Origin of the sequence: Chroococcidiopsis sp. SAG 2025, assembly GCF_032860985.1 — a bacterium.
Lineage (GTDB): Bacteria > Cyanobacteriota > Cyanobacteriia > Cyanobacteriales > Chroococcidiopsidaceae > Chroococcidiopsis.
In genome coordinates this window covers 5,451,646-5,473,142 of record NZ_JAOCNC010000001.1, presented here as the reverse complement: position 1 = coordinate 5,473,142, position 21,497 = coordinate 5,451,646, and the positions used below count along the sequence as shown (strand labels likewise).

Annotated in this window: 16 protein-coding genes; 11 read left to right on the top strand and 5 right to left on the bottom strand. The window is 47.4% G+C overall.

Going from position 1 to position 21,497, the window contains the following annotated elements:
• The first annotated feature begins 133 nt into the window (after positions 1–133).
• The 7 genes from N4J56_RS26930 to N4J56_RS26900 all read left to right on the top strand — a co-directional run bounded on the left by N4J56_RS26930 (position 134) and on the right by N4J56_RS26900 (position 9,941).
• Positions 134–499, top strand: a complete 366-nt coding sequence (locus N4J56_RS26930) for a response regulator transcription factor (RefSeq protein WP_317109238.1) — start codon at positions 134–136, stop codon at positions 497–499.
• Positions 500–530: 31 nt separating this feature from the next.
• On the top strand, positions 531–1,025 hold the full coding sequence (locus tag N4J56_RS26925; RefSeq protein WP_317109237.1) for a chemotaxis protein CheW: 495 nt from the start codon (positions 531–533) through the stop codon (positions 1,023–1,025).
• Positions 1,022–3,763 carry a methyl-accepting chemotaxis protein gene (locus tag N4J56_RS26920; RefSeq protein WP_317109236.1) on the top strand — a complete coding sequence of 914 codons (2,742 nt, stop codon included), beginning with the start codon at positions 1,022–1,024 and terminating at the stop codon, positions 3,761–3,763. Before N4J56_RS26925 ends, N4J56_RS26920 begins: the two co-directional genes overlap by 4 nt.
• Before the next feature lie 2 nt (positions 3,764–3,765).
• Entirely contained in the window at positions 3,766–6,414 is a 2,649-nt protein-coding gene (locus N4J56_RS26915; RefSeq protein ID WP_317109235.1) for a response regulator, read from the top strand.
• Between the two features lie 18 nt (positions 6,415–6,432).
• Positions 6,433–7,467 (top strand): response regulator transcription factor, encoded by a 1,035-nt coding sequence (locus N4J56_RS26910; protein ID WP_317109234.1) that lies wholly within the window; start codon positions 6,433–6,435, stop codon positions 7,465–7,467.
• 42 nt (positions 7,468–7,509) lie between these two features.
• Complete coding sequence (locus tag N4J56_RS26905) at positions 7,510–8,190, top strand: hypothetical protein (protein ID WP_015156682.1); 681 nt, start codon at positions 7,510–7,512, stop codon at positions 8,188–8,190.
• A 200-nt stretch (positions 8,191–8,390) separates the two neighbouring features.
• Positions 8,391–9,941 (top strand): alkaline phosphatase D family protein, encoded by a 1,551-nt coding sequence (locus N4J56_RS26900; protein ID WP_317109233.1) that lies wholly within the window; start codon positions 8,391–8,393, stop codon positions 9,939–9,941.
• Between the two features lie 102 nt (positions 9,942–10,043).
• On the opposite strand, the gene N4J56_RS26895 is transcribed toward N4J56_RS26900, so the two are convergent.
• The 4 genes from N4J56_RS26895 to N4J56_RS26880 all read right to left on the bottom strand — a co-directional run bounded on the left by N4J56_RS26895 (position 10,044) and on the right by N4J56_RS26880 (position 14,353).
• The gene (locus N4J56_RS26895; protein WP_317109232.1) at positions 10,044–10,223 is read right to left on the bottom strand and encodes a hypothetical protein; all 180 of its coding nucleotides are present in this window, start codon (positions 10,221–10,223) and stop codon (positions 10,044–10,046) included.
• A gap of 8 nt (positions 10,224–10,231) precedes the next feature.
• Entirely contained in the window at positions 10,232–10,324 is a 93-nt protein-coding gene (petN, locus tag N4J56_RS26890; protein ID WP_015156680.1) for a cytochrome b6-f complex subunit PetN, read from the bottom strand.
• 219 nt (positions 10,325–10,543) lie between these two features.
• On the bottom strand, positions 10,544–12,916 hold the full coding sequence (locus N4J56_RS26885; RefSeq protein WP_317109231.1) for an amylo-alpha-1,6-glucosidase: 2,373 nt from the start codon (positions 12,914–12,916) through the stop codon (positions 10,544–10,546).
• A gap of 411 nt (positions 12,917–13,327) precedes the next feature.
• Positions 13,328–14,353: a glycosyltransferase family 4 protein gene (locus N4J56_RS26880; RefSeq protein WP_317109230.1), complete on the bottom strand. Its 1,026-nt coding sequence runs from the start codon at positions 14,351–14,353 to the stop codon at positions 13,328–13,330.
• Between the two features lie 491 nt (positions 14,354–14,844).
• Here N4J56_RS26880 and N4J56_RS26875 point away from each other — a divergent pair, with 491 nt between their 5' ends.
• From N4J56_RS26875 to N4J56_RS26860, 4 genes are all read left to right on the top strand, one after another.
• Entirely contained in the window at positions 14,845–16,851 is a 2,007-nt protein-coding gene (locus N4J56_RS26875) for a DICT sensory domain-containing protein (RefSeq protein WP_317109229.1), read from the top strand.
• 157 nt (positions 16,852–17,008) lie between these two features.
• The gene (gene psaD, locus N4J56_RS26870; protein ID WP_015156676.1) at positions 17,009–17,437 is read left to right on the top strand and encodes a photosystem I reaction center subunit II; all 429 of its coding nucleotides are present in this window, start codon (positions 17,009–17,011) and stop codon (positions 17,435–17,437) included.
• Between the two features lie 175 nt (positions 17,438–17,612).
• Positions 17,613–19,178: an anthranilate synthase component I gene (gene trpE, locus N4J56_RS26865; RefSeq protein ID WP_410500606.1), complete on the top strand. Its 1,566-nt coding sequence runs from the start codon at positions 17,613–17,615 to the stop codon at positions 19,176–19,178.
• 96 nt (positions 19,179–19,274) lie between these two features.
• Complete coding sequence (locus N4J56_RS26860) at positions 19,275–20,147, top strand: inositol monophosphatase family protein (protein WP_317109227.1); 873 nt, start codon at positions 19,275–19,277, stop codon at positions 20,145–20,147.
• A gap of 18 nt (positions 20,148–20,165) precedes the next feature.
• On the opposite strand, the gene N4J56_RS26855 is transcribed toward N4J56_RS26860, so the two are convergent.
• Complete coding sequence (locus N4J56_RS26855; RefSeq protein ID WP_317109226.1) at positions 20,166–21,170, bottom strand: glycosyltransferase; 1,005 nt, start codon at positions 21,168–21,170, stop codon at positions 20,166–20,168.
• Positions 21,171–21,497 lie beyond the last annotated feature (327 nt).

Below are 21,497 nucleotides of genomic sequence, written 5' to 3'. Positions count from 1 at the left end.
AGTTAAGTTAACACCTGAACAAATATAACCTAGTAAATACAAAACCCAATTTTACTTCCACGGTGGAAAACTAGAAAAAGTCAACTATCAACAACTACAACCAGATATTTTTTACTTTAGCTGAAATTTATAGATGAAAACCGTTTTAGTTGTTGAAGACAGCCCGACCGATCGACGGTTGATAGTGGCTTTATTGCAACAAGTTGGCTTAAATGTGGTTTGTGTTGACTCGGCAGAATCTGCTTTGCACTGGTTGTCAGCCAACCACCGACCAGATCTGATCGTATTAGATATTGTTATGCCTGGGATCAGCGGACTCGATTTATGTCGCCAACTGCGTGCTAGTCCGGCATTTGAAGATATATCAATTATTTTTTGTTCCTCGAAAGATCAGGAATTCGATCGGTTTTGGGCTTTACGTCAAGGAGGAGATGCTTATATTGCTAAACCTTTTGCACCACTCGATCTAGTCCAGACAGTATGTAGTCATCTCAGTTAGTCTACCGCATTCCACTGCCTAGTTGGCTCTAATGCTCACCGAATACTTTCACATTCAGCTATCGCCGGTAATCGAACTGTTATTACCGTTGGAACAGACGGTAGGTGTAGTAACCTTAACGCTAGAGCAAATTTGCCCCATCCCTGGCGTAGCATCAACATTGTTAGGGGTAGCAAATCAGCGCGGTAAGTTGTTGTGGATACTAGATTTAAGCGGGTTGTTGGGGCTAGTTAGTTCGGTCAGAAACGCTCATGCCAAGACCAACTTAACTCTTGTCGTGCTGAACGGGAGCGTTCATGCGACAAGAGAGCAAGATTCGCGGCAAGTCGGCTGTGTGGTGTCGCTGCTCAAGGGAATTGTATCGCTTGATTCAGAGCAATTACAGCCCGTACCGGCAGAATTTCCGCCAGCTTTAAAGCTCTATGGCATTGGTGTTGCCCAGATCGAACGCCCCGTAACTGCTCTGAATGTGAATGCTATTTTTACGGCTCTATCCACCTGCGATCGCACCTCAGTACATCCATGACAGCATCTAGCAAAAGTTATCCAAATCTGCCCACGCCACAGCACATTGCGGCGCTAGCAGCAGAAGTCGAACGCGAACCAAAAGATTTGGTGAATAAAATTACGCTTGCGAATGCCTTAGAGCAGAGGGGAGATGCGATCAAAGCTGCCGCATTTTACCGAGAAGCGATCGCGCAAGATCCCGATGGGATTTACGGCTCTGTGGCACGAAAGGCGCTGGAAACTCTAGAAAAATCTGATGGGTGGCGAGAGGCGAATAGCTCGGAAACGGGCAAACCACTGTCAGAATCCAAATCAACTTTGGCGGAGGGGCTGGAAAGCACTGTTAGCCCACAGCCACTCATGCTGAGAATGAGAGTAGCTGGCAGTAGAATTACCAACGTCTGGCAACACTTCAACTTCCGCACCAAACTCGCCATTGTTCTGATCGTTAGCACCGCCCTCCCAATCGTCGTCATCACGCAAGGAATTGTCACAGTCACCCGAGACACCTTACTGCAAAAAGCCAGACAGTCGTTACAAAGGGATGGGTCGTACTTCAATGAAGACTACGTGATGTGGGGTGTGGACGAGGCACAGACAGAGGCAGATACAATCGCTCGGCTGGTCGAAACTTTGAAGATCGATTTGAACAGTCAAAGACAAGTCAGCGCGTATCGGCAGCAATTGCAAACCTACATGGAAAGTTTGAAAGTTTCCGATGAAAGCGACTCGGTAGAAAAAAACTTGAGAATTGTCACCGATGCTCGGGGTAGAACGGTAGCCCAATACATTCAAACCTTATCCCCAGCATCGTTCAACCCCTCCGCCGAACAACTTCAACTCTCACCACAATATCAGCCCGTGTCCTTGCCCTTAGGGATAAATGTGGCAGATATTCCCATCGTTCAAAATACCTTGCGCACGGGCAAAACGCTGCAAGGCATGGAGTTATGGAAGGGAGATTTTCTCAAACGTTTGGGGCAAGACAAACAAGCAAATATCAGGTTACGGTCGCCAGCTCAAGCAGCACAGCCTTCAACTGCAAGTCAATCCAGCATTGATGGTGGGAAAGCTGCTTTAGTGGGTGTCGTCGTCCACCCCATCAAAATCGACAATCGAGTCGTAGGCACTGTCATTGTCGGCTCGGTGGAAAACCGGAACTTTTTAAATAACGATAGTATAAAACAACGGGTGGGCATTCCCATCTCGGCAGTCTATGCCCAAGACTGGCGGATTTCCTCTAATATTCCGGCTGGCGACGGCAAAACCCGAGATATCGGCACGCGATCTCCTCAAGCTATAGCCGCCACCGTTCTCGGTAAAGGACAAGAATTCATTACTAAAACAACAATTGCTGGTGCAGAATATCTGGGCATATACCTACCATTGTACGACCACCAGCAAGAACTCAATCCGACCAAAGCCAAGCCTGTAGGCATGACCTTTGTAGCTCGCCCAATGTCAGAATTAGACGAGCTGCTTGCCCAACAGCAAAAAACAGCCTATGGAATTGGAGCGGGAATGCTATTAATAGCAGCATTGATGGCAATTCCAATTGCCAGTACCTTTGCCCGCCCGCTCAGACGACTAGCAGAATTCGCTCAGGCAGTAGGTGAGGGCAAGCAGGGAGAGAGATTAGAAAATTCTCAGCGCGGCGACGAAATTGGCATTCTAGCGCGGCAATTAAATGCGATGACGGCAAACATTGAAGCGAACCTAGAGGCAACACGCACCTCAGAAACCCGCCAGCGTCAGGAAAAAGAAAGGTTACAGCGGGGCATGATAAACTTGCTATTAGAAACGGAAACAGTCAAACACGGCGACTTAACTGTCAGAGCTAAAGTCTCGCAGGGGGAAACAGGCGCAATTTCTGATGCATTTAATACAGTTATTGCCAGCTTGCGCGACATAGTTTTGCAAGTTAAATCAGCCGCCGAACAGGTGCAAATTTCAGCAGTAGACAGCGAAGCTTCTGTAGAAAAACTTGCCTGTGAAGCTAACACCCAAGCCGAAACAGTGGCAGAAGCATTGACATCGGTAGAAGAAATGGAACAGTCGATTCAAGCGATCGCCAGTTCCGCCCAAACCGCCGCCACCATCGCTCGTCAGGCACTAGATGCAGCCCAAGATAGCGATCGGACGATGGACGAGACTGTCAATAGCATGGAAACACTCCGCGCTAATGTTTGGGAGACAACTGTAAAAGCCAAACGGCTAGCGGAATCTTCCCAAGAAATTTCTAAAATCGTCAGCATTATCTCGACAATCTCTGAAAAAACTAACGTCCTCGCCTTCAACGCCGCGATCGAAGCAACTAGAGCTGGAGAAAATGGGAAAGGCTTTCGCCTCGTAGCTAACGAAGTCAGGCGCTTAGCAGAAAGAGTCACAGACGCAACTAAAGAAATTGACCGACTGGTACGAACTATCCAGCAAGGAACCAGCGATGTGCTAAAAACGATGGAAGTTAGCAACGCCTCTGTAGCAATAGGAACTCAACTGGTGGCAAAAACGAAAACTAACTTGCAAGATATGGCACAGATCGGTCAAGAAATCGACCAATTGTTGCAATCAATTTCCGTGCGGACAGTTTCTCAAGCAGATAACTCCTGTATGGTCAATCAAACCATGCAAACAGTAGCAGCGATCGCCCAAACAAATTCGACCGAATCCGCTGCCGTGCTATCTACGCTACAGGAACTCCTTGAGGTCGCCCGCGAACTCCAACTTTCCGTGTCCCGATTTCGAGTAGAAGATTAACTATGGTGCTGGATGCTGCAAGCTTAGAAGCAATTACTCAAGAAATACGCACATGCTTCCTGTACGAAGATGCCCCAGACCAATTGTCAGTCTTGGAACAGGGAATTCGCCAGTTGCAAGCAACAGATCCCGAAGTGAATTTGAGCGGGTTATATTCCACCATGCTGCGGGCAGCTCATTCCCTTAAAGGTGGAGCGGGAATCGCTCAATTTACCACGCTCAGCCGCCTATCCCATCACCTAGAAGACCTATTACAAGCCTTACAGCACGAACGGGTAGAGCAGCAGGAGTTAGCCCATGAGTTGATCTCCCTGAGCATCGAACAGATCGGTAGCTTGATTGTCACTGCGATCGGCAATCCCGAAGGAGTCGATCGCTTAGAAGCAACGACCTTACTACCTACAACAACAGCAATTGAAAATTTATTGCAATCGCTGCCCCCGAGTCCTAGAGCTGAGGTAACTGGAGAAGAATTTTTGCTCCCCAACTCCCAAACCTTCAATCCGAGCGCACCGCAGTTTCCTCCTACTGATTCCCAACTCCTGAACGATTCCCTGGCGATCGCCTCCGGCATCCGCAGTTTAAATTTAAAAATACCCGTATCGCGACTGGAGCGGATCGATAACACTATCGGCGAGTTGTTTATCAGTTACGAACGGTTATCTTTGTACCAAGAACAGCTACATCAGGTCGATCTAACGCTAAAACAGCGGGCTGCCCAGCTCAACCCCCTTAGCGAAGACATGCAAGCTCTTTACAACCAACTTGCTGCACTTGGTAGGAAAAGCAGGGAGCAGGGACGAGCTGGGAGCAGGGAGCAGGGGGAAGAGAGCAGAGGAGACCAGGAGCAGAGGAACTGGGGAGTAGGGGGAACTGAGGGAGAAAGAAATTTACAATCTCCACACCCTACACCCCACACCCCACAACGCCAGTCACCTCAACGGGGGACACCCCCGCACGGCGCTGGCTCCCCCACACCCCACATCCTATCTACTACTAGCCACCAGCCACTAACCACTAACCACTCCCGACTTACAACTTACGACTTACGACTTACGACTTACCAAATACCCACATCTGATTCTTTACAAGAATTGCAAGAGCTGATCGTCCAGGTGCAAGAAGCTAGGGCGGATGTGGAATTTATTTCTCTAGAAATGCGGGAAGCTTTGGTAGAGTTACGCCAGCAACTCGACGATTTACGCGGAGATTTAACCGAGTCGCGCCTAGTTAAGTTTGGCAGCTTGGCAAACCAGTTTGCCGCTGCCCAACAATCATTCAGCCAACGCTACGGCAAATCCGTTCAGTTGGCGATCGAAGGACGGGAAACCACGATCGATCGGGCGATCCTCGAACAGTTGAAAATTCCCCTGTTGCATCTATTCCGCAATGCTTTCGACCACGGAATCGAATCTTCTTCAGAGCGGCAGGCAAGTGGTAAATCTCCCATAGCGCGGATGAGTCTGATTGCTGTAACTGAAGGTAATCAACTGATTATTACTCTTGCTGATGACGGGCGCGGTATTGACTTGACCGCAGTGCGACAACGAGCTGAAGCACTCGGACTGTGCGACTCAACTGCTGTACTCTCTTCAGAGCAAATTTTGGAATTTTTGTTTCGTTCTGGTTTTTCCACCTCCACCACAGTTACGACTTTATCAGGGCGCGGTTTAGGACTAAATATCGTCCGCCTGCAAGTCGAGCGCTTGCGCGGCACGATTGGCGTGGAAACTACGGCAGGGCAAGGGACTAAGTTTAGCATTAGCATTCCCATGTCTTTGAATATTTTGCCGCTGCTATTATGTAAATGCCAGCAGCAAACCTTGGCATTTCCTGCCTCTCAGGTTAAAGAGGTTGTCGTCTTGTCGGAGTGCGGAACGGGATTGCAGCATGGCAGCACGATCGCTTGGCGCAATCTCCCAGCTCGACTATACTATCTGGCACAGTTTTTACCTTACCAATGGCGGCGCGGGGCGAGCGCTACCGAACTAGGCCAACGTTTGGGACTCGTGTTGGAGATTGAGGCAGAGACAGTCGTGCTGGCTGTAGATCAGATGTTGGGAGAGCGAGAATTAGTTCTCAAGCCTTTTGACGCTACAGTGAAAGTACCGAATTACCTGCTCGGTTGTACGGTGCTGGGTACGGGGGAAATCGTTCCCGTTCTCTCACCCGATCGGTTTCAAGAACTGCTATCTCAGTTTTCGGTTGCACCAGCAACAATTCGTCAAGAAAGCAGCCGACAGGAGACATTTTCAGCTACAACTGAAGAGATTCCCAAAATTTTGATCGTAGATGACGCGATCGCATTTCGGCGAATTTTAGAGCGGATTCTCACGGCAGCAGGGTATAAAGTAGTACAGTGTCGTGATGGGCAAGAGGCTCTAGAAAAGCTCTCTTCCTCAGAGGAACGCTTCGACCTAGCCATCTCCGATCTGGAGATGCCCCGCGTAGATGGGTTATCCTTACTACGGGAAATCCGTGCTTCCTCCCAATGGCAAAAACTCCCAGTCATCGTATTGACCTCGCGGGAAAATCAGTGGCATCGGCAAACAGCATTCAGTCTGGGTGCGACGGAGTATTTTACCAAGCCCTTTTGCACGGACGACTTACTGCAAGCGATCGCCAACCTCTTGCCAGTCACCACCCTTTAACTTGTCAATGTTTGCTGCATGATTCGGATTTTGCTGGTAGACGATCAAAAACTGATTCGCCAAGGGCTGAAAGCATTGCTAGAACTCGATCCTGAGATGGATATTATCGGCAGTGCTAGCGACGGTCAAGCGGCAATCGAACAAGTAGACATGCTCAATCCCGATATCGCGCTGATCGATATTCGGATGCCTGGAATGGACGGAGTGACAGCAACGCGCATCATTTCCGAACGCTTTCCAGCCACAAAAACGATCGTTCTTAGCGGCTACGACGACGAGGAATACTTAGCTGAAGCGTTGCGCTCTGGAGCCAAGGGTTATCTGTTGAAAGATACCCCTGCCGAAGAACTGGTCAACGTGATTCGTGCCGTACACAAAGGATACACTCAAATTGGTCCTGGGTTACTGGAGAAAATTAGCGGAAAAATTACCGGGCGGAATACCGAGCGCATCCAAGGGATGCCAATTACCAAAACTACTGTAGCTGCGGAGACTAAGGTGCTGTCGCTATGGCAGCGTCAGGTAGAACAACAATTAGATCGTTTCGATCCTGAGTCTCTATCAGAAACGATTCACCTTGCCATCAGTCAAAATTGGGTAGAAGAATTGCTAGCTTACGTTAAGCAACAGCTGTGGGAAAAACCGCTCAATTTATCTGCCCTTTACCTAGCTGGCGTTTTGTCGTCTCAGAGCCACTCACCAGACCGCAATGCAGCCTTAAGACATCTCGGTGTTGGCTTTCAAGCAGGAATTGACCAGAAATTGTCGTCTGATGATTTACTGTTATTTTACCAAGCGGGCGTAGATGTCGATCCAGCTACTGCCTTTAACTGGTTAACCCATATCAATGCTCCTTGGAACCAGAACCAAGATTTATCTTTTTTACTTACAGAAGCTTTGCGCTTATTTGGCAATAGCTCGCAACCTTATCGCACTTTGTTAGTCCTAAAACAAATCAGGGATCTTCGTGCCGTTAGTGAAAACTGCAATGCTTTGAACGAGAAAATCATTGCTCTTCGTCAAAGTTTGGCGCAACTGAAGAATTTTGGATAATTTATTTAAAGTCCGAATTAAAGCCTGAGTCAAAAAAATCTTATGAAAAATAATTTGACCGAACTATTGTCTGTGGAACAAGAACTAACAGAGCTGCGCGATCGCCTCAAACAATCATTTGCTGTCTTAGATTCACTCACACAAATTCCAGCTCAATTTGCTGCTCTAGGGCAATCATACCAACAATTACAAGCAAATCTAGAACAGGTCAAAGCAAATAAAGCAGACCTCATCAACTTAGAAACGGATGTTAACTTACGTCTAGCGGCGATCGAAACTGCAATTGATGTCCGTTGGCGAGAATTTAAAGGAGAATTAACACATTTACAAGACGAACTCGGTAGCGCGGATATTCATTTAAGTAACTACAATGCCGAACTCGCCAAGCAAGTCAGCGAATTACGGGAAGAGGTGTCGAAGCGACTGAAGCATTTTTGGCAAGAATGGACGGCTGACGAGGCAACGCACGCGGCAATTAGCGAAATTGTCGATACTAAATTAAATGCAGAATTAGAAGATTTTATTCAAAAATTAGAGCAAGCTGGCTTTAGTCCCCAATATTTTGAAAAACAACAAAACCTTGAAACAGAGTTACGTCTGACGCAATCCTCTTTGCGCGATACCGAGCGCCAGTTGCAAATGATCCGTAACTTTACCACGATCACTGGCTTGACAGTGGCGATCGCCCTTGGCTTAACAATCGTACAATTGCTGTCGCGGTAGGAGTGAGGAGTGAGGAGTGAGGAGTGAGGGAAAGAAGACAAGGGAGAAAAGAAAGCTGAGGGAGCTGAGGGAGCTGAGGAAGCTGAGGGAGAGAAAGAGAGCTGAGAGAGCAAATTCTTCGAGTGTCCTCCCACACTTCCCACACCCTACACCCTACACCCTATCAACACGCATCACTTGTTACAAATGACGAATAACAAATGACGAATAACAAATTGCAGCGGCGGGAGTTGCTGCTTGGTACAGCGGCTTTGGCGGCTGGAACGATCGCGAGTCAGTGGCAGACAAAAACGGCGATCGCGAAACCGAAATTCTCCCAGTATCCGTTTAAGTTGGGCGTAGCTTCCGGCGATCCGCTGCCAGAGAGTGTCGTCATTTGGACTCGCCTCGCACCCGATCCGCTTGAAGGTGGCGGGATGCCTGCCGAATCGGTTGTCGTCCAGTGGCAAGTGGCAGATGATGAAAATATGCGGCAAATCGTCCAGCAGGGAGAAGCGATCGCCACTCCAGAACTCGCCCACGCCATCCACGTTGAGGTAGAAGGGTTGCAACCCGGACGTTGGTATTGGTATCGATTTCAAGCAGGGGATGCCGAAAGTCCAATTGGACGCACGCGCACCACTGCCGCGCTGAATGAGGCACTCGGACAACTAACTTTTGCTTTTGCTTCCTGTCAAGATTGGCAGAACGGTTATTATACGGCACATCAAAACTTAGCCAAGGAAGATGTGGAGCTAGTTGTCTTTCTAGGTGACTACATCTATGATGGCGGCTCCCGCACCGATAGCGTGCGATCGCACCGTACTCCCGCCGCTGTTAGCCTTGCCGATTATCGCAACCGCTACGCTTTATATAAAACCGATCCCAGCCTTCAAGCGGCTCATGCTGCCTTTCCTTGGATCGTGACTTGGGACGACCACGAGGTGCAAAATAACTATGCAGGCGATCGCTCTAGCTTCGGCGACTCGCCATCTGCTTTTGGGCGGCGGCGGGCGGCTGCTTACCAAGCGTATTACGAGCATATGCCCTTACGACGCGATCGCGTACCCCAAGGCTCTCGGTTGCAGCTCTATCGGCGCTTTACGTTTGGTGACTTAGCTGAATTCAATATTTTAGATACGCGCCAGTACCGGACTCAGCAGCCCTGCGGCGGCGGATTTAAATCTCGCTGTCAGGAAGCTTTCGCTGCTAACGCGACGATGATGGGACACCAGCAAGAACAATGGTTATTTCGAGGCTTAACTCGCTCCGCAGCACGGTGGAATATTCTGGCTCAACAAACCGTACTCGCTCAATTCGATGTCGATCCGCGCTCTCGTTCGGAGTTATTCAACCTCGATCAGTGGGACGGCTATGTCGAAGCGCGTCAGCGATTGCTAAAATTTCTAGCACAACGCCAACCTGCTAACCCTATCGTGATTACAGGCGACGTGCATTCCAGTTGGGTACACGACCTCAAACTTGACTTTAAAAATCCTAATTCCCCCACCGTTGGCACTGAGTTTGTCGGCACTTCTATCTCTTCCAATTTCCCCAAGCAGTTCATTCCGACTGCGACGATCGCGATGAGCAGAAACCCCCACACCAAATTTTTTAACGGAACTTATCGGGGGTACGTTCGATGCCACTTGACACGCGATCGCCTAGTAACCAACTATCGGATTGTCTCAACCATCCGGCAACCCGAAGCCAGTGTGAGAACGCTTGCTTCATTCGTCGTGGAGAACGGTGAATTAGGAGTGAGGAGCTAGGAGTGAGGAGTGAGGGAAAGAACGTGGTAAGTGGTGGGTGATGAGTGTTTCAATTGCGAATTGACTTTTCTCCATCGACTCTCTTCCTCTAACTCCTAACCCCTAACTCTTAGCCCCTCTTTTCTTTGCTTTGCTAGAACGACGAAGTTCTTTGTTTTCCCGATCGCGACGACGGCGATCGCGCCATTCTACCAGTGTCAGGTAGCCGATACCACCAGTGACAGCCAGTAAAAGACCAAACGCCGCGATCGCCAGAATGTTGAAAACTGGTATTGTATCCACGGGATTTATTACAGTCCGTTACGACCCCAAACGACCATAGCAATAGACCAAGTAAAAGTTACCAGCAATCCAACCCAACCCAGTGTCAAAATAGCGTCCATAACAATCTGTTACAACAAATTCACAAAACAACTCTAGTGTTAATCATACTTGATGAGGCATCAGTTATCAGTTGTCAGTTGTCAGTGGTCAGTGAATAGGGAGCAGGGAGTAGTTATCAGTTACCAGTTACCAGTTATCACCGACTCCCGATTCCCGACTCCCGACTCCCGATTCCCGACTTCTTTCCCTCACTCCTCGCTCCTCACTCCTATCCTCTCTTACGCTTCGATCACCACACGCAGGTTGCCGCGTTTTTTGACCACGCGACAGGCAGTCGTATTGCCAGCACGCTCGAATTCTAGGTCGAGTAAGGTAGGACCGACACGTAGATTGTGTATGGATAGGCGATTGATGGAGTCTGGTAAAGCCGGATCGATGATTCGCAAGCAATTATTTGGGGCATCAGGTACGAGATTGATAATTGTTTGCAATAACTGAAAAATGGTTCCCGTTGCCCAAGCTTGGGGAGAACAAGCCACGGGATACTGGACGGGAGCGCGATCGCCATTGCGTTCGTAGCCGCAGAATAGTTCTGGTGGACGCTGGTAGGGTTGCTGAAGTGTCATATCGAATAACCCCTGAAATACGTCCAAGGCTTGATCCACTAGCCCAAGCGATCGCAGTCCCAGCACGATTAGAGAATTATCGTGAGGCCAGACCGAACCGAGATGGTAGCCCATCGGATTATAGGCAGGGGATAAACTGCTTAAAGTGCGAATTCCCCAACCGTTAAACATATCAGGCGCTCGGAGCCGTTCGGCAACGCTGTAGGCTTTTTCAGGTGTAAAAATGCCTAGATGCAAACAATGCCCGGGATTAGAGGTAATACTATCTACTGGTTTGCCTTCCCCATCCAACGCCAATGCGCAAAAATCCTGGTCAGACAGCCAAAAATCGCGATTAAATTGAACTTTCAGCTCTCTGGCTTCATCCTGCCACTTTTCGGCAAGATCGAGCCGCTTCTTCATCCGAGCAATTTCTGCCAGTCGCACTTTTGCTGCGTAGACATAAGCCTGCACTTCGCATAGAGCGATCGCCCCTGTGGCTAGTTCTCCTTGACGATTAACTATACAATCGCCAGAATCCTTCCAACCTTGATTGGCTAAACCTCCGCGTGACTTGCGGAAGTAGGATAAATATCCCGTTGGCTTGAGGCGGCGATCGATCCAATCCATTGCTGCTAGAGCATTTGACCACAAACGATCTAGGGTTTCTAAGTCGTGAGTCCAGGCAAAGTATTCGGCATAGAGCATTAACCACAAAGGAGTAGCATCGATCGTACCGTAATAAGGCGTATGGGGGATTTCCTGGCAACGTGCCATTTCTCCCATGCGGATTTCATGTAGAATTTTGCCTGGTTCTTCTTCCCGCCATTCGTCCTCAGTTTTGCCTTGATAAGCTGCGAGTAAAATTAGAGTTTCGCGGGCGATCGACGGATTTAACATTAAAGTTTGAGCCGCCGCGATCAGCGAATCTCGTCCGAATAAAGTAGAAAACCAAGGTACGCCAGCGGAAACAGTTTTATACTTACCAAAAGATTGCCGTAACAAATACATGTCTTGCTCGGCTCGCTCGACGACATGATTGAAATCAGCTTTATCAGAGCGAATTCGCGTGCTTTGCTGACACCAGTGCTGTTCCTCTGAGTCTTCTGCTGCTCTTGCTTGGACTAACGTATTGGGAGCGTGAACGGTAGATGCCGAGCGATCGTTAATTGTCATTGACAATCGATAACCGAGCTTTTTGGTTTCGTGGGAAGCTAAGTCTAGCTGCCAAATTGCCGTATAGCCTTTGAATGAATCTGGCTGAGTGTGTTGGAACTGCAACCGCGATTCCATGATGGAATTATCTAAACCCTGATAAGCAAGGGTGAGCGTTTCTGGTAGTTGGGAATCGGGAGTCGGGAGTGGGAGAGTGGGAGTCGGAAATGAGAGTGGTGCGCGATCTAATTGCGACTTGCGACTTGCGACTTGCGACTTCTCCCTTGCTTCCTCAGCTCCATCAGCTCTGTTGTCCCTCTGTCTTCTTCCATCTACTGCGGCAAGCCGTAGCAATTTACCGCGCTTTTCTCGATTGAAGCCGCGAATTTCAAATAAATCGACAAAATCAGCATCAAAACTCAGGCTAATAGAAACGCTGACGGCACTCGTGCTGTAGTTGGAAATTTCTATTTCTTCAAATAGTGCTCCATTCAAAACCAGTTCGCGACGAATGCCAAGGGTGTCAGCTTTCAAGCGATTGTCTACTGTAGGATTAGTACATAAGACTGAAAGGGAAAACCCTTTATCGGCGGTACTGCTGAGTAAAACAGGCGATCGCCCCTCAATCTGTAATTCTAAGCGACTTAGAAATCGGCTATCGCAGCAAAATAACCCCATGCTAGCTGCACTATCATTGCTATAACAGCCGCCAGCAATATTTCCTAGCGTATCTGTCACCAAAAATAGATCGTCGTCTTTAATCGTCAAAGTCGGCTGTGGTCTTTCGCTCAACACGCAGGGCCATTCTGGAATTGGCAATTGTTCTGCGGGAACGAATACTCTACCACTTATTTCTAATCTGTCTTGCGTTGCTATCGTATCCAGTATCATACCAAAGGCTTTTTGCTGTTATAGGTGTGCGACCCAGTTTTATTATTATCAACCTTCTTAGTAGAGCCTGCGATCGCAATTTTTTTATTGGCTTTACTACCTTCAGCAACAACTTTTTCTCTCTGACTTTTGCGCTTAAAGTTGCAGCTTATCTCTGTAGTTTCTATAAGCGTCAGCAATAATTAATTACACTAATTCGCATGATGTAAACTATTGTAAACAGATTTTAAATAGAAATACAACTCATTAAAGATGTTTGCAATAAAGTTAAAAAATCTTAGCTTTCAATACAGGGGTCAACTCATAAAGTAACAAAGGCAAACAGTTATCAGGGAGCAGAGAGCAGGGAGTAGTCAACTGTCAACCATCAACTGTCAACTGTCAACCGTCTGCTCAATTTTGACTTTTCTCCTACCCCTTCCAAGTTTGATACGCCTTTTCATATGCGCTCGTCATCGCTTGGACGCTAAAGCGATCGATCGCATAGTCGCGACATGTTTGGCGATCTATTTTCATAGCATCGGGAATCACATCCACCATTTGTTCTAGAGAATGACAAACAAAGCCTGTTTTACCATGAGCAATCACTTCTGGTACGGAACCCAAACCCATGCCAACTATAGGCGTGCCTGTTGCCATTGACTCAATCATGACTAGACCAAACGGTTCTCGCCAGGTAATCGGAAACAAAGTTACTGTAGCTCCACCCAAAAGCTGAGCCTTCTCTTCATGAGATACTTCCCCAAGGTACTGAATTTGCTCACCATCAATTAATGGCTCAACGCGATCGCGAAAATATTCTCGATCCACCGGATCGACTTTGCCAGCCATTTTTAATGGTAAACCAGCAGCGCGGGCTATTTTCATCGCTTCAATCGGACCTTTTTCAGGAGATATGCGACCGACGAAAGCCAGATAAGCTGGTTGACTAGGTTGAGCCTGAAACGGATAGATAGAGGTATCAATACCGTTATAGATAGTCTGAATGTAATTTAACCCCAGACGAGGTTCTCGTTGCGCTTCGCTAATACTGATGTATGGTTGCCAAGCAAAACGCCGAAACATCTTTTCATTATCAGGAGTAAAAATCCCGTGAGTTGTATGTACTGTAGGCGTTTTCGCAAAACCAGTGTAAGGCAAGGCAGCGCAGCCAACATGGGAATGAATAATATCAAAACGATCGGCGTTGCTAAAAACCTCGAACAGCATCATTTGCTCGTAAAGTCCTGGTTCCTTGACACTGGGATCGAGACGTAATGCTTTATTGTGGACTGACTTGAGCTGAGCTGTAGTAATCGAGTCACCAGAAGCAAACAGCGTGACTTCATGACCGCGCCGAACTAATTCGTCAGTCAGTAAACTAACGATTAATTCAATACCACCGTAGCGAAAGGGAGGGACTCGTTCCCACAGAGGAGCAATCTGAGCGATTTTCATTTTTTCTTGCAATTTAGCAGTAACTACGAATCGATCTGAAGAATGCTGCCGAAGCAAATTGGCAGCCTTCTAACTCGCAAACGACAGAAGATTTCTCTCATCGCTTAATAAGTTTTAATAAAAGGCACAAACTCGCCTAGATGCAACCCTCTATAGGTTTATATACTTAGAATTTTTAGTTCTAAAGATTAACTTATACTATTTTTACTTGACTTTTACAACATCTATCTATCTAAGGATATTGTTGGTAATTGATAATTGGTAATTGGTATTTTCTCCCCCATGCTCCTCAGCTCCCGATCGCTCCCTCAGCTCTTTTCCCCTACTTCCTACTCCCTACTCCCTGCTCCCTGATAACTGACTACTAGCTCCTAGTCCCCAGTATCGGTAGGATGGTTGATAGAGAACCCTCGATGCAAGCAAGCAGCGATCGCGCTTCCTAGTTCTCCTGGCAGGATGGTACGCAGGTAACGCGATCGACAAACACAGTCATGAGCAATTTGACTTCTGTGCTAAGCGATCTGCTAGTAGCAGTACCTCAACTGAGAACCCAAGTTTATTTCAAAGCTTCTTTAACGGCTTTGTCCCATGCGATGGAAGACCAAGTGCTTGCCTCGACTTCAGACCAACCGTTGCTGATTGCTAGCTTTCAGCGGGAACGCTTCTATCGTCAAGAAGCCCACCGCTACAAACGCCTTGCTCGGCAAACGAATCAAGTCTACGTACTAGCAGCACCGGAGACAGATTTTACGAATGCTTCCGAATACTACGAAACGATCGCCTTCGATCCAACAGAATCATTAAGTCAAGAATGGCATCTCGTCGCGATCGGGCAAAATTATAGCACTTGCCTGATTTGTCGCGAACGCCCCAGCATAGTCCAGATTAAACCCTCACCTCATTTGCCAGCGGTGGATATGGACCCCACCCGCCAGTTTGAAGGTATCTGGACTTCCGAGCGACAAATTAGCTGTATCGCAGCCGAGCTATTACTTCAACGCATTTTACATTACAGACCAGAATTAGCCGCTAAAATCGAACTCGCGCGCGATCGCTTCGGTATATTTCCACAAAGGCGATCGTCAGCGAAAAAGTCTAAAACTGCTGCCCCCATTACTTTACCCTCGCTAGATCCTGCGGCGATCGATACCAATCCTTTCGTCCAGAGATTAGTAACGTACCTGCAAGCCGGACAGTACAAATTACTCAAAGCCTACCGCTCGATTGCTGCCCAAGAACGGAAAGAACGCCTCATCAACTCGATTACCGCTGCGATTCGCAAAGGTAGCGCCACTGGACTACCGTTACATCCCCAAGAAATTTTGAAAGTCGCAGTCCGCGAATTGGGAATTGCCCTGGCTGCCTGCCGCTGCTTGATTTATCGCGCCCAAGCTAACGATGATAGGGTGGCGATCGCTCACGAATATTTACAACCTGGCATTTCCTCAGTGGTAGGAAAAGTCATGCCTTTACAAAAAAATCCCTTATTTCAAGAAATGACTTGTCAGCAAGGATCGATCTGTATTGTCGATACTCAAACTGACTCCCGCGTGACTGATTCACCCCTGCTACAACAGCTCGTAAAACAGCTGGATATTCGTTCTTGGTTGTTAATGCCAGTGTTGTACCAAGGTAAGTTATTGGGAATAGTCGAATCTCATTATTGTGGTTTCCAACCACACCAGTGGACGGCAGATGAAACTTCTTTAGTCGAAGCGATCGCCACTCAGGTAGGCGCAGCATTGATTCAAGCCGAAGCTTACGCAAATCTAGAAGACCTCAACCAGCAATTAGAGGCGCTCGATCGCACCCGCAGCAACCTCATCGCGATTACTGGACACGAACTGCGTACCCCCCTCTCGACGATCCAAGTTTGTTTGGAAAGCCTTGCCACCGAGCCAGATATGCCCTTGGAATTGCGGCAAGTCATGCTCAGCACTGCCCTTACCGACTCCGAGCGGATGCGCAAATTAGTCCAAGATTTTCTCACCCTCTCCAACTTAGAAAGCGGACGGGTAGAATGGCATCCTGAAACTTTACCCTTAGATGAGTGCGTCGAGCTTGCCCTCAGCCGCGTCCGCACCCGTTCTAACCCAGACGATTTACCGCAGATCGTCAGCACAATTCCAGTCCAACTTCCTCTAATTAGGGTTGATGGAGACTGGTTGGTAGAGTTAATCGCTAAACTGTTGGATAACGCCTGCAAGTTTACGCCTCCCACAGGACAGATCGCGATCGCCGCACGTACCAACGGTGGCACGACGCTAGAAGTCACCGTTTCCGACACCGGACGCGGTATTGAACCCAATCGGCTCGAAATTGTTTTCGATCGCTTCTACCAAGAAGAAGGCGCGCTCCGTCGCACCGCAGGAGGTACGGGTTTAGGCTTAGCAATTTGTCGTCAAATTGTCAATAGCTGGAACGGGAAAATCTGGGCAGAATCAGCAGGAAAAGACAAAGGGAGTACGTTTCACTTTACAGTTCCGACTGTGGAATAGTTGATGGTAAATCGTAAGTCGTAAGTTGCTCCTCTGCTCCTCTGCCCCCTGCCTCCTGCTCCCTACTCCCTGACAAACTGTTACAGTTCCTTACATACTGGCTAAATAGACGCTATCTCAGTGATAGGATGCCCTAAAAACCTTGAGAGAGAAATCTATGGCAGAAACACTTGAGGGACAAACACCTATATTTGGTGGCGGCACTGGTGGCTTGCTGACCAAAGCAGAAAGAGAAGAAAAATACGTTATCACTTGGACTAGCCCCAAGGAGCAAGTTTTTGAAATGCCAACAGGTGGTTCAGCCATCATGCGGCAGGGCAAAAATAAGCTAGAAATTGCTCGCAAAGAGTATGGTATCGCTTTGGGCGGGCAACAACTGCGGGCGAAATTCAAAATTAACGACTACAAAATCTATCGAGTTTATCCTAATGGGGAAACTCAGATGATTCATCCAGCTGATGGTGTCTTCCCAGAAAAAGTCAACCAAGGTCGTCCAAAAGTACGTTACGTCGATCGCAACATTGGCAGCAACCCCAGCCCAGCCAAGTTGAAGTTCAGCGGCGTACAGCCATACGACGCACCCTAATCGGGGCTAGGGACTGGAGACTAGGGGCTAGGGACATTACGATTTCTAGTTTTTAGTTTCTAGTCTCTGTTTTTTGTTGATAAAAAAGGCAATAATATAAAACTTTCTGAGTGGGGTGGGCATTGCCCACCCTACATTCTTACGACTTACGGCTTACGACTTACGACTTACAATCATGGTCTTTCCCGATTTTGCTCAATTTCAGCAGTTAGCGACACAAGGTAACTTCATTCCGGTTTACCAAGAATGGGTAGCGGATTTAGATACACCTGTATCTGCTTGGTATAAGGTGTGTGCGGGTCAGCCTTATAGCTTTTTGTTGGAATCGGTCGAAGGAGGCGAAAATATTGGGCGCTATAGCTTCTTGGGGTGCGATCCGCTATGGACTTTAGCGGCAAAAGGCGATCGCACGATTCAAACTTATCGCGACGGTACGCAAGTCACGATTGAGGGCGATCCGTTTGCTGCCCTAGCATCGTGTTTAGAACCTTATCATCCGGTGAAGTTACCTCAACTTCCCCCTGGTATTGGCGGTTTGTTTGGGTTCTGGGGATACGAATTGATCCGTTGGATCGAACCCAGGGTTCCAGTTTATCCAGCAACAGAAAGCGACCTGCCGGATGGCTTGTGGATGCAGATAGACCAATTACTCATTTTCGATCAAGTCAAGCGCAAAATCTGGGCGATCGCCTATGCCGACGTGCGCCATGTAGAGACGTTACATGTAACGTCTCTACAGCAAGCATATCAACAAGCAGGCGATCGCGTGCGTCAAATGGTTGAGAAACTCCAACTCCCTCTTTCCCATCGGGATACAGTTTTAGAATGGCAATCGCCAGAAGAAGTAAGAAAGCAAGACGACCCCCGACTCCCGACTCCCGACTCCCGACTCCCCTTAAATTACACGAGTAACATTACCAAGGAACAATTCTGTGCCAACGTCGATAAGGCAAAGGCATACATTAAAGCTGGCGATATTTTTCAAGTCGTCCTCTCCCAACGCCTTACGACAACCTACGAGGGAGATCCGTTTGCTTTATATCGTTCTCTGCGGCTGATTAACCCCTCGCCTTATATGGCTTATTTCCACTTCCAAGACTGGCAAATTATCGGTTCTAGTCCTGAAGTGATGGTGAAAGCAGAACGAGATCCAAACGGGGTAATGGTGGCGACTTTGCGCCCGATTGCCGGGACTCGTCCGAGGGGAAAAACACCCCAGGAAGATGCAGCCTTTGCCGCAGATTTATTGCAAGACCCGAAAGAAATTGCCGAACACGTCATGTTAGTTGACTTAGGGCGTAACGATTTGGGACGGGCGTGTAAAAGCGGTACGGTGAAAGTTGATGAATTAATGGTCATCGAGCGCTATTCCCACGTCATGCACATTGTTAGCAATGTTGTAGGAGAACTCGCGCCAGATAAGAAAGCATGGGATTTGCTCAAAGCTTGTTTTCCGGCTGGTACGGTCAGCGGTGCGCCAAAAATTCGAGCAATGGAAATTATTCACGAACTAGAAACGTGCCGTCGTGGGGTTTATTCTGGGGTCTATGGTTATTACGACTTTGAAGGGCAGTTAAATAGCGCGATCGCCATTCGTACTATGGTTGTGCGTGATGGTGCTGCTAGCGTTCAAGCTGGTGCTGGTCTAGTAGCCGACTCTGACCCAGACAAAGAATATGAAGAAACTCTCAATAAAGCTAGGGGTCTTTTAGTCGCTATTCGTTGCCTGGAAAAAAATTAAATTTGTGGAAATTTGCGTTGCAATTTGTGTTCTAGAGACGCTGCCAAGAGTTTGAGGTTTTGCTAATATTGCTCAGTCCTCTAGCAGTTGAATTTCATGTCAGAGACACCGAGTCCACGCGCGATCGTCGAAAATTTATTTCCCCATCTTCAAGTAGCAACAGCCTACGCGGATCGGATTCAATCTAAGATTGCCGCACTCCCTGCAAAAGGAGAAGGAGATAATTTCTTTGCTGCGGCTTTGACCGATGCAGATCTGGCGATTCAAAATCTAGTGGAAGTGGCACTTTTGGCAAACTTTCCTCACATCCGCTTTTACGGAGAAGAATACGAACAATCGCGCAATACAAAATATTTCCGCGCGATCGATCTGGGTGGCGAGGGTGACTATCTCGTGACGCTAGACCCCATAGACGGGACTCAGTTCTACCTCGACGGACATGCAAATTATCAAATCATTCTCAGCATTCTTAATTGGGATGACTTTGAAGCAGTCATAGCCATCTCTCCCGCCCAAAATACCTACTACTACGCGCTACGTGGCGAAGGCGCTTTCCAAGGAACTTTGACACAGGATTTAGCAGCCTGTAAACCATTACGAGTCGAGCAGCCAAAACCAACTATTCTCTTAGGATGGGGGATGAGTGCGCTTCAATCGCGATTGAAACAACAGGACTACGAAGTCATAGATATAGCCACTGCCTACTCGCGGGAAATTCAAGTTCCTAACCTCAACGGTATTTTAACTGGTGAAATAGCTGGAGCAGCGATCGCCTCTGGTAAATTCATCGATGGTGCTGCACTCGCTTTTCTTGCCAGAGAAGCTGGTTGTATTGTCACCACTCATAGTGGTTCTGTTCCCCCTCCTTTGCACACCTGTAAGGACTACAGCTTACCAGGACTCATAGTGGCTGCATCAGAATCGGTACACCAGCACTTATTAGCAGCGGTGCAAAATTTGGCAGAGTAAGCATTCGATCGCATTCTCCTATCGCGCTTTAAAATATTTTTTGCTCAACTTACTCATGAATCTTTGTAAGTTTAGCTGAGCAATTCTTGTCGGGGTTAAATCTCGAATTGGATGAACGTAAGACGATCGTTTGTCAAAAAAGTTATTAATATCTTGCAAAATGACCTGTAGGCGTTTCAAGATATTCTCAGTCCGATACTCAGCTAAAATAGCCTCAGAGAGACAAGGTAATTGAGGACGTTCTATAACTTGGAGAATCCGCTGCACGTCAAATTCCCGCGCATATCCAGCAATTTTATAGCAGTTAAAACCAGGATCTAAGTAATCGGATAAACCACCATTTACACTGGAAAAAACTTGACAACCACATGCCATCGCTTCTAGAGGTTGTAGTCCAAAACCTTCAGTTACACCCTGTTGCGCCCAATATTCTGCTGAATCATATAGGTACACTTTAGCCCGATTAAATAGTTCTGCTATATCTTCAACATAAGAATTCACGACGACGACGCGACAGCTTTGTTCTAAAGCAGGAATTAATTCTTGGATGAGATATTGAGAGGATTTCCGTGCTTGAACTAAAACGTCTATATCGCGCTGGCGATTATAATTTTGAAACTCATCGCTAATTTGGTTGGGCAAATAATAAATTAGTGAATGTGGCGATCGCTGTCCCCAATACCCCATCGTATGACGGCTGACGGTAATAATTGGAATATTGGCTGAAAGCCTAAATCCATAATTCGTACTATGGGCATGATAGATCGCATGATATTGTTTGAGCTGATTAGCGAGTTTGGCGACATCAAATCCCCAACTCAGTACAAATATGACATCATCTGCATTCAAATTACTTTGCAATAGATCTTGTAAGAACGGCGTATCCTTTTCTCGCTGACGATATGTTACGGCTGCTGCATCACAAATCTGTTTTGCCAGATTTAGAGTTTTTAACTCCGCCCACAGCCCACCACAGGCAAACTTCCCACCCGTTCCCGGTACTAAGAAATACAGTTTTCTCATGCGATCGCCTCATATTCTGCCTGTAAGTTAGCTCATCCAAACCAAATTCAACCTCATTCATGCTCATCTGAGGCAAGCTATGTTTACATTTCTCAACTTAAAAGGGCTTTAAATAGCAGTCAAAAATCTTTTATCCTGAAGTAGTATAAGTGTTTACTTGTAGGTGCAAAATGCGCGAACCTGATAAAAACGAAATCAAAATCGAACCAGGTACTTTACTGTTAATTATCTCTGCTTTGTTGCTGATACCTTTACTGTTGGCTGGATTTCTCTTTCAATAGTACGCGCGATCTCATACTATCCGAGGATACATCAAGACTTTACTAA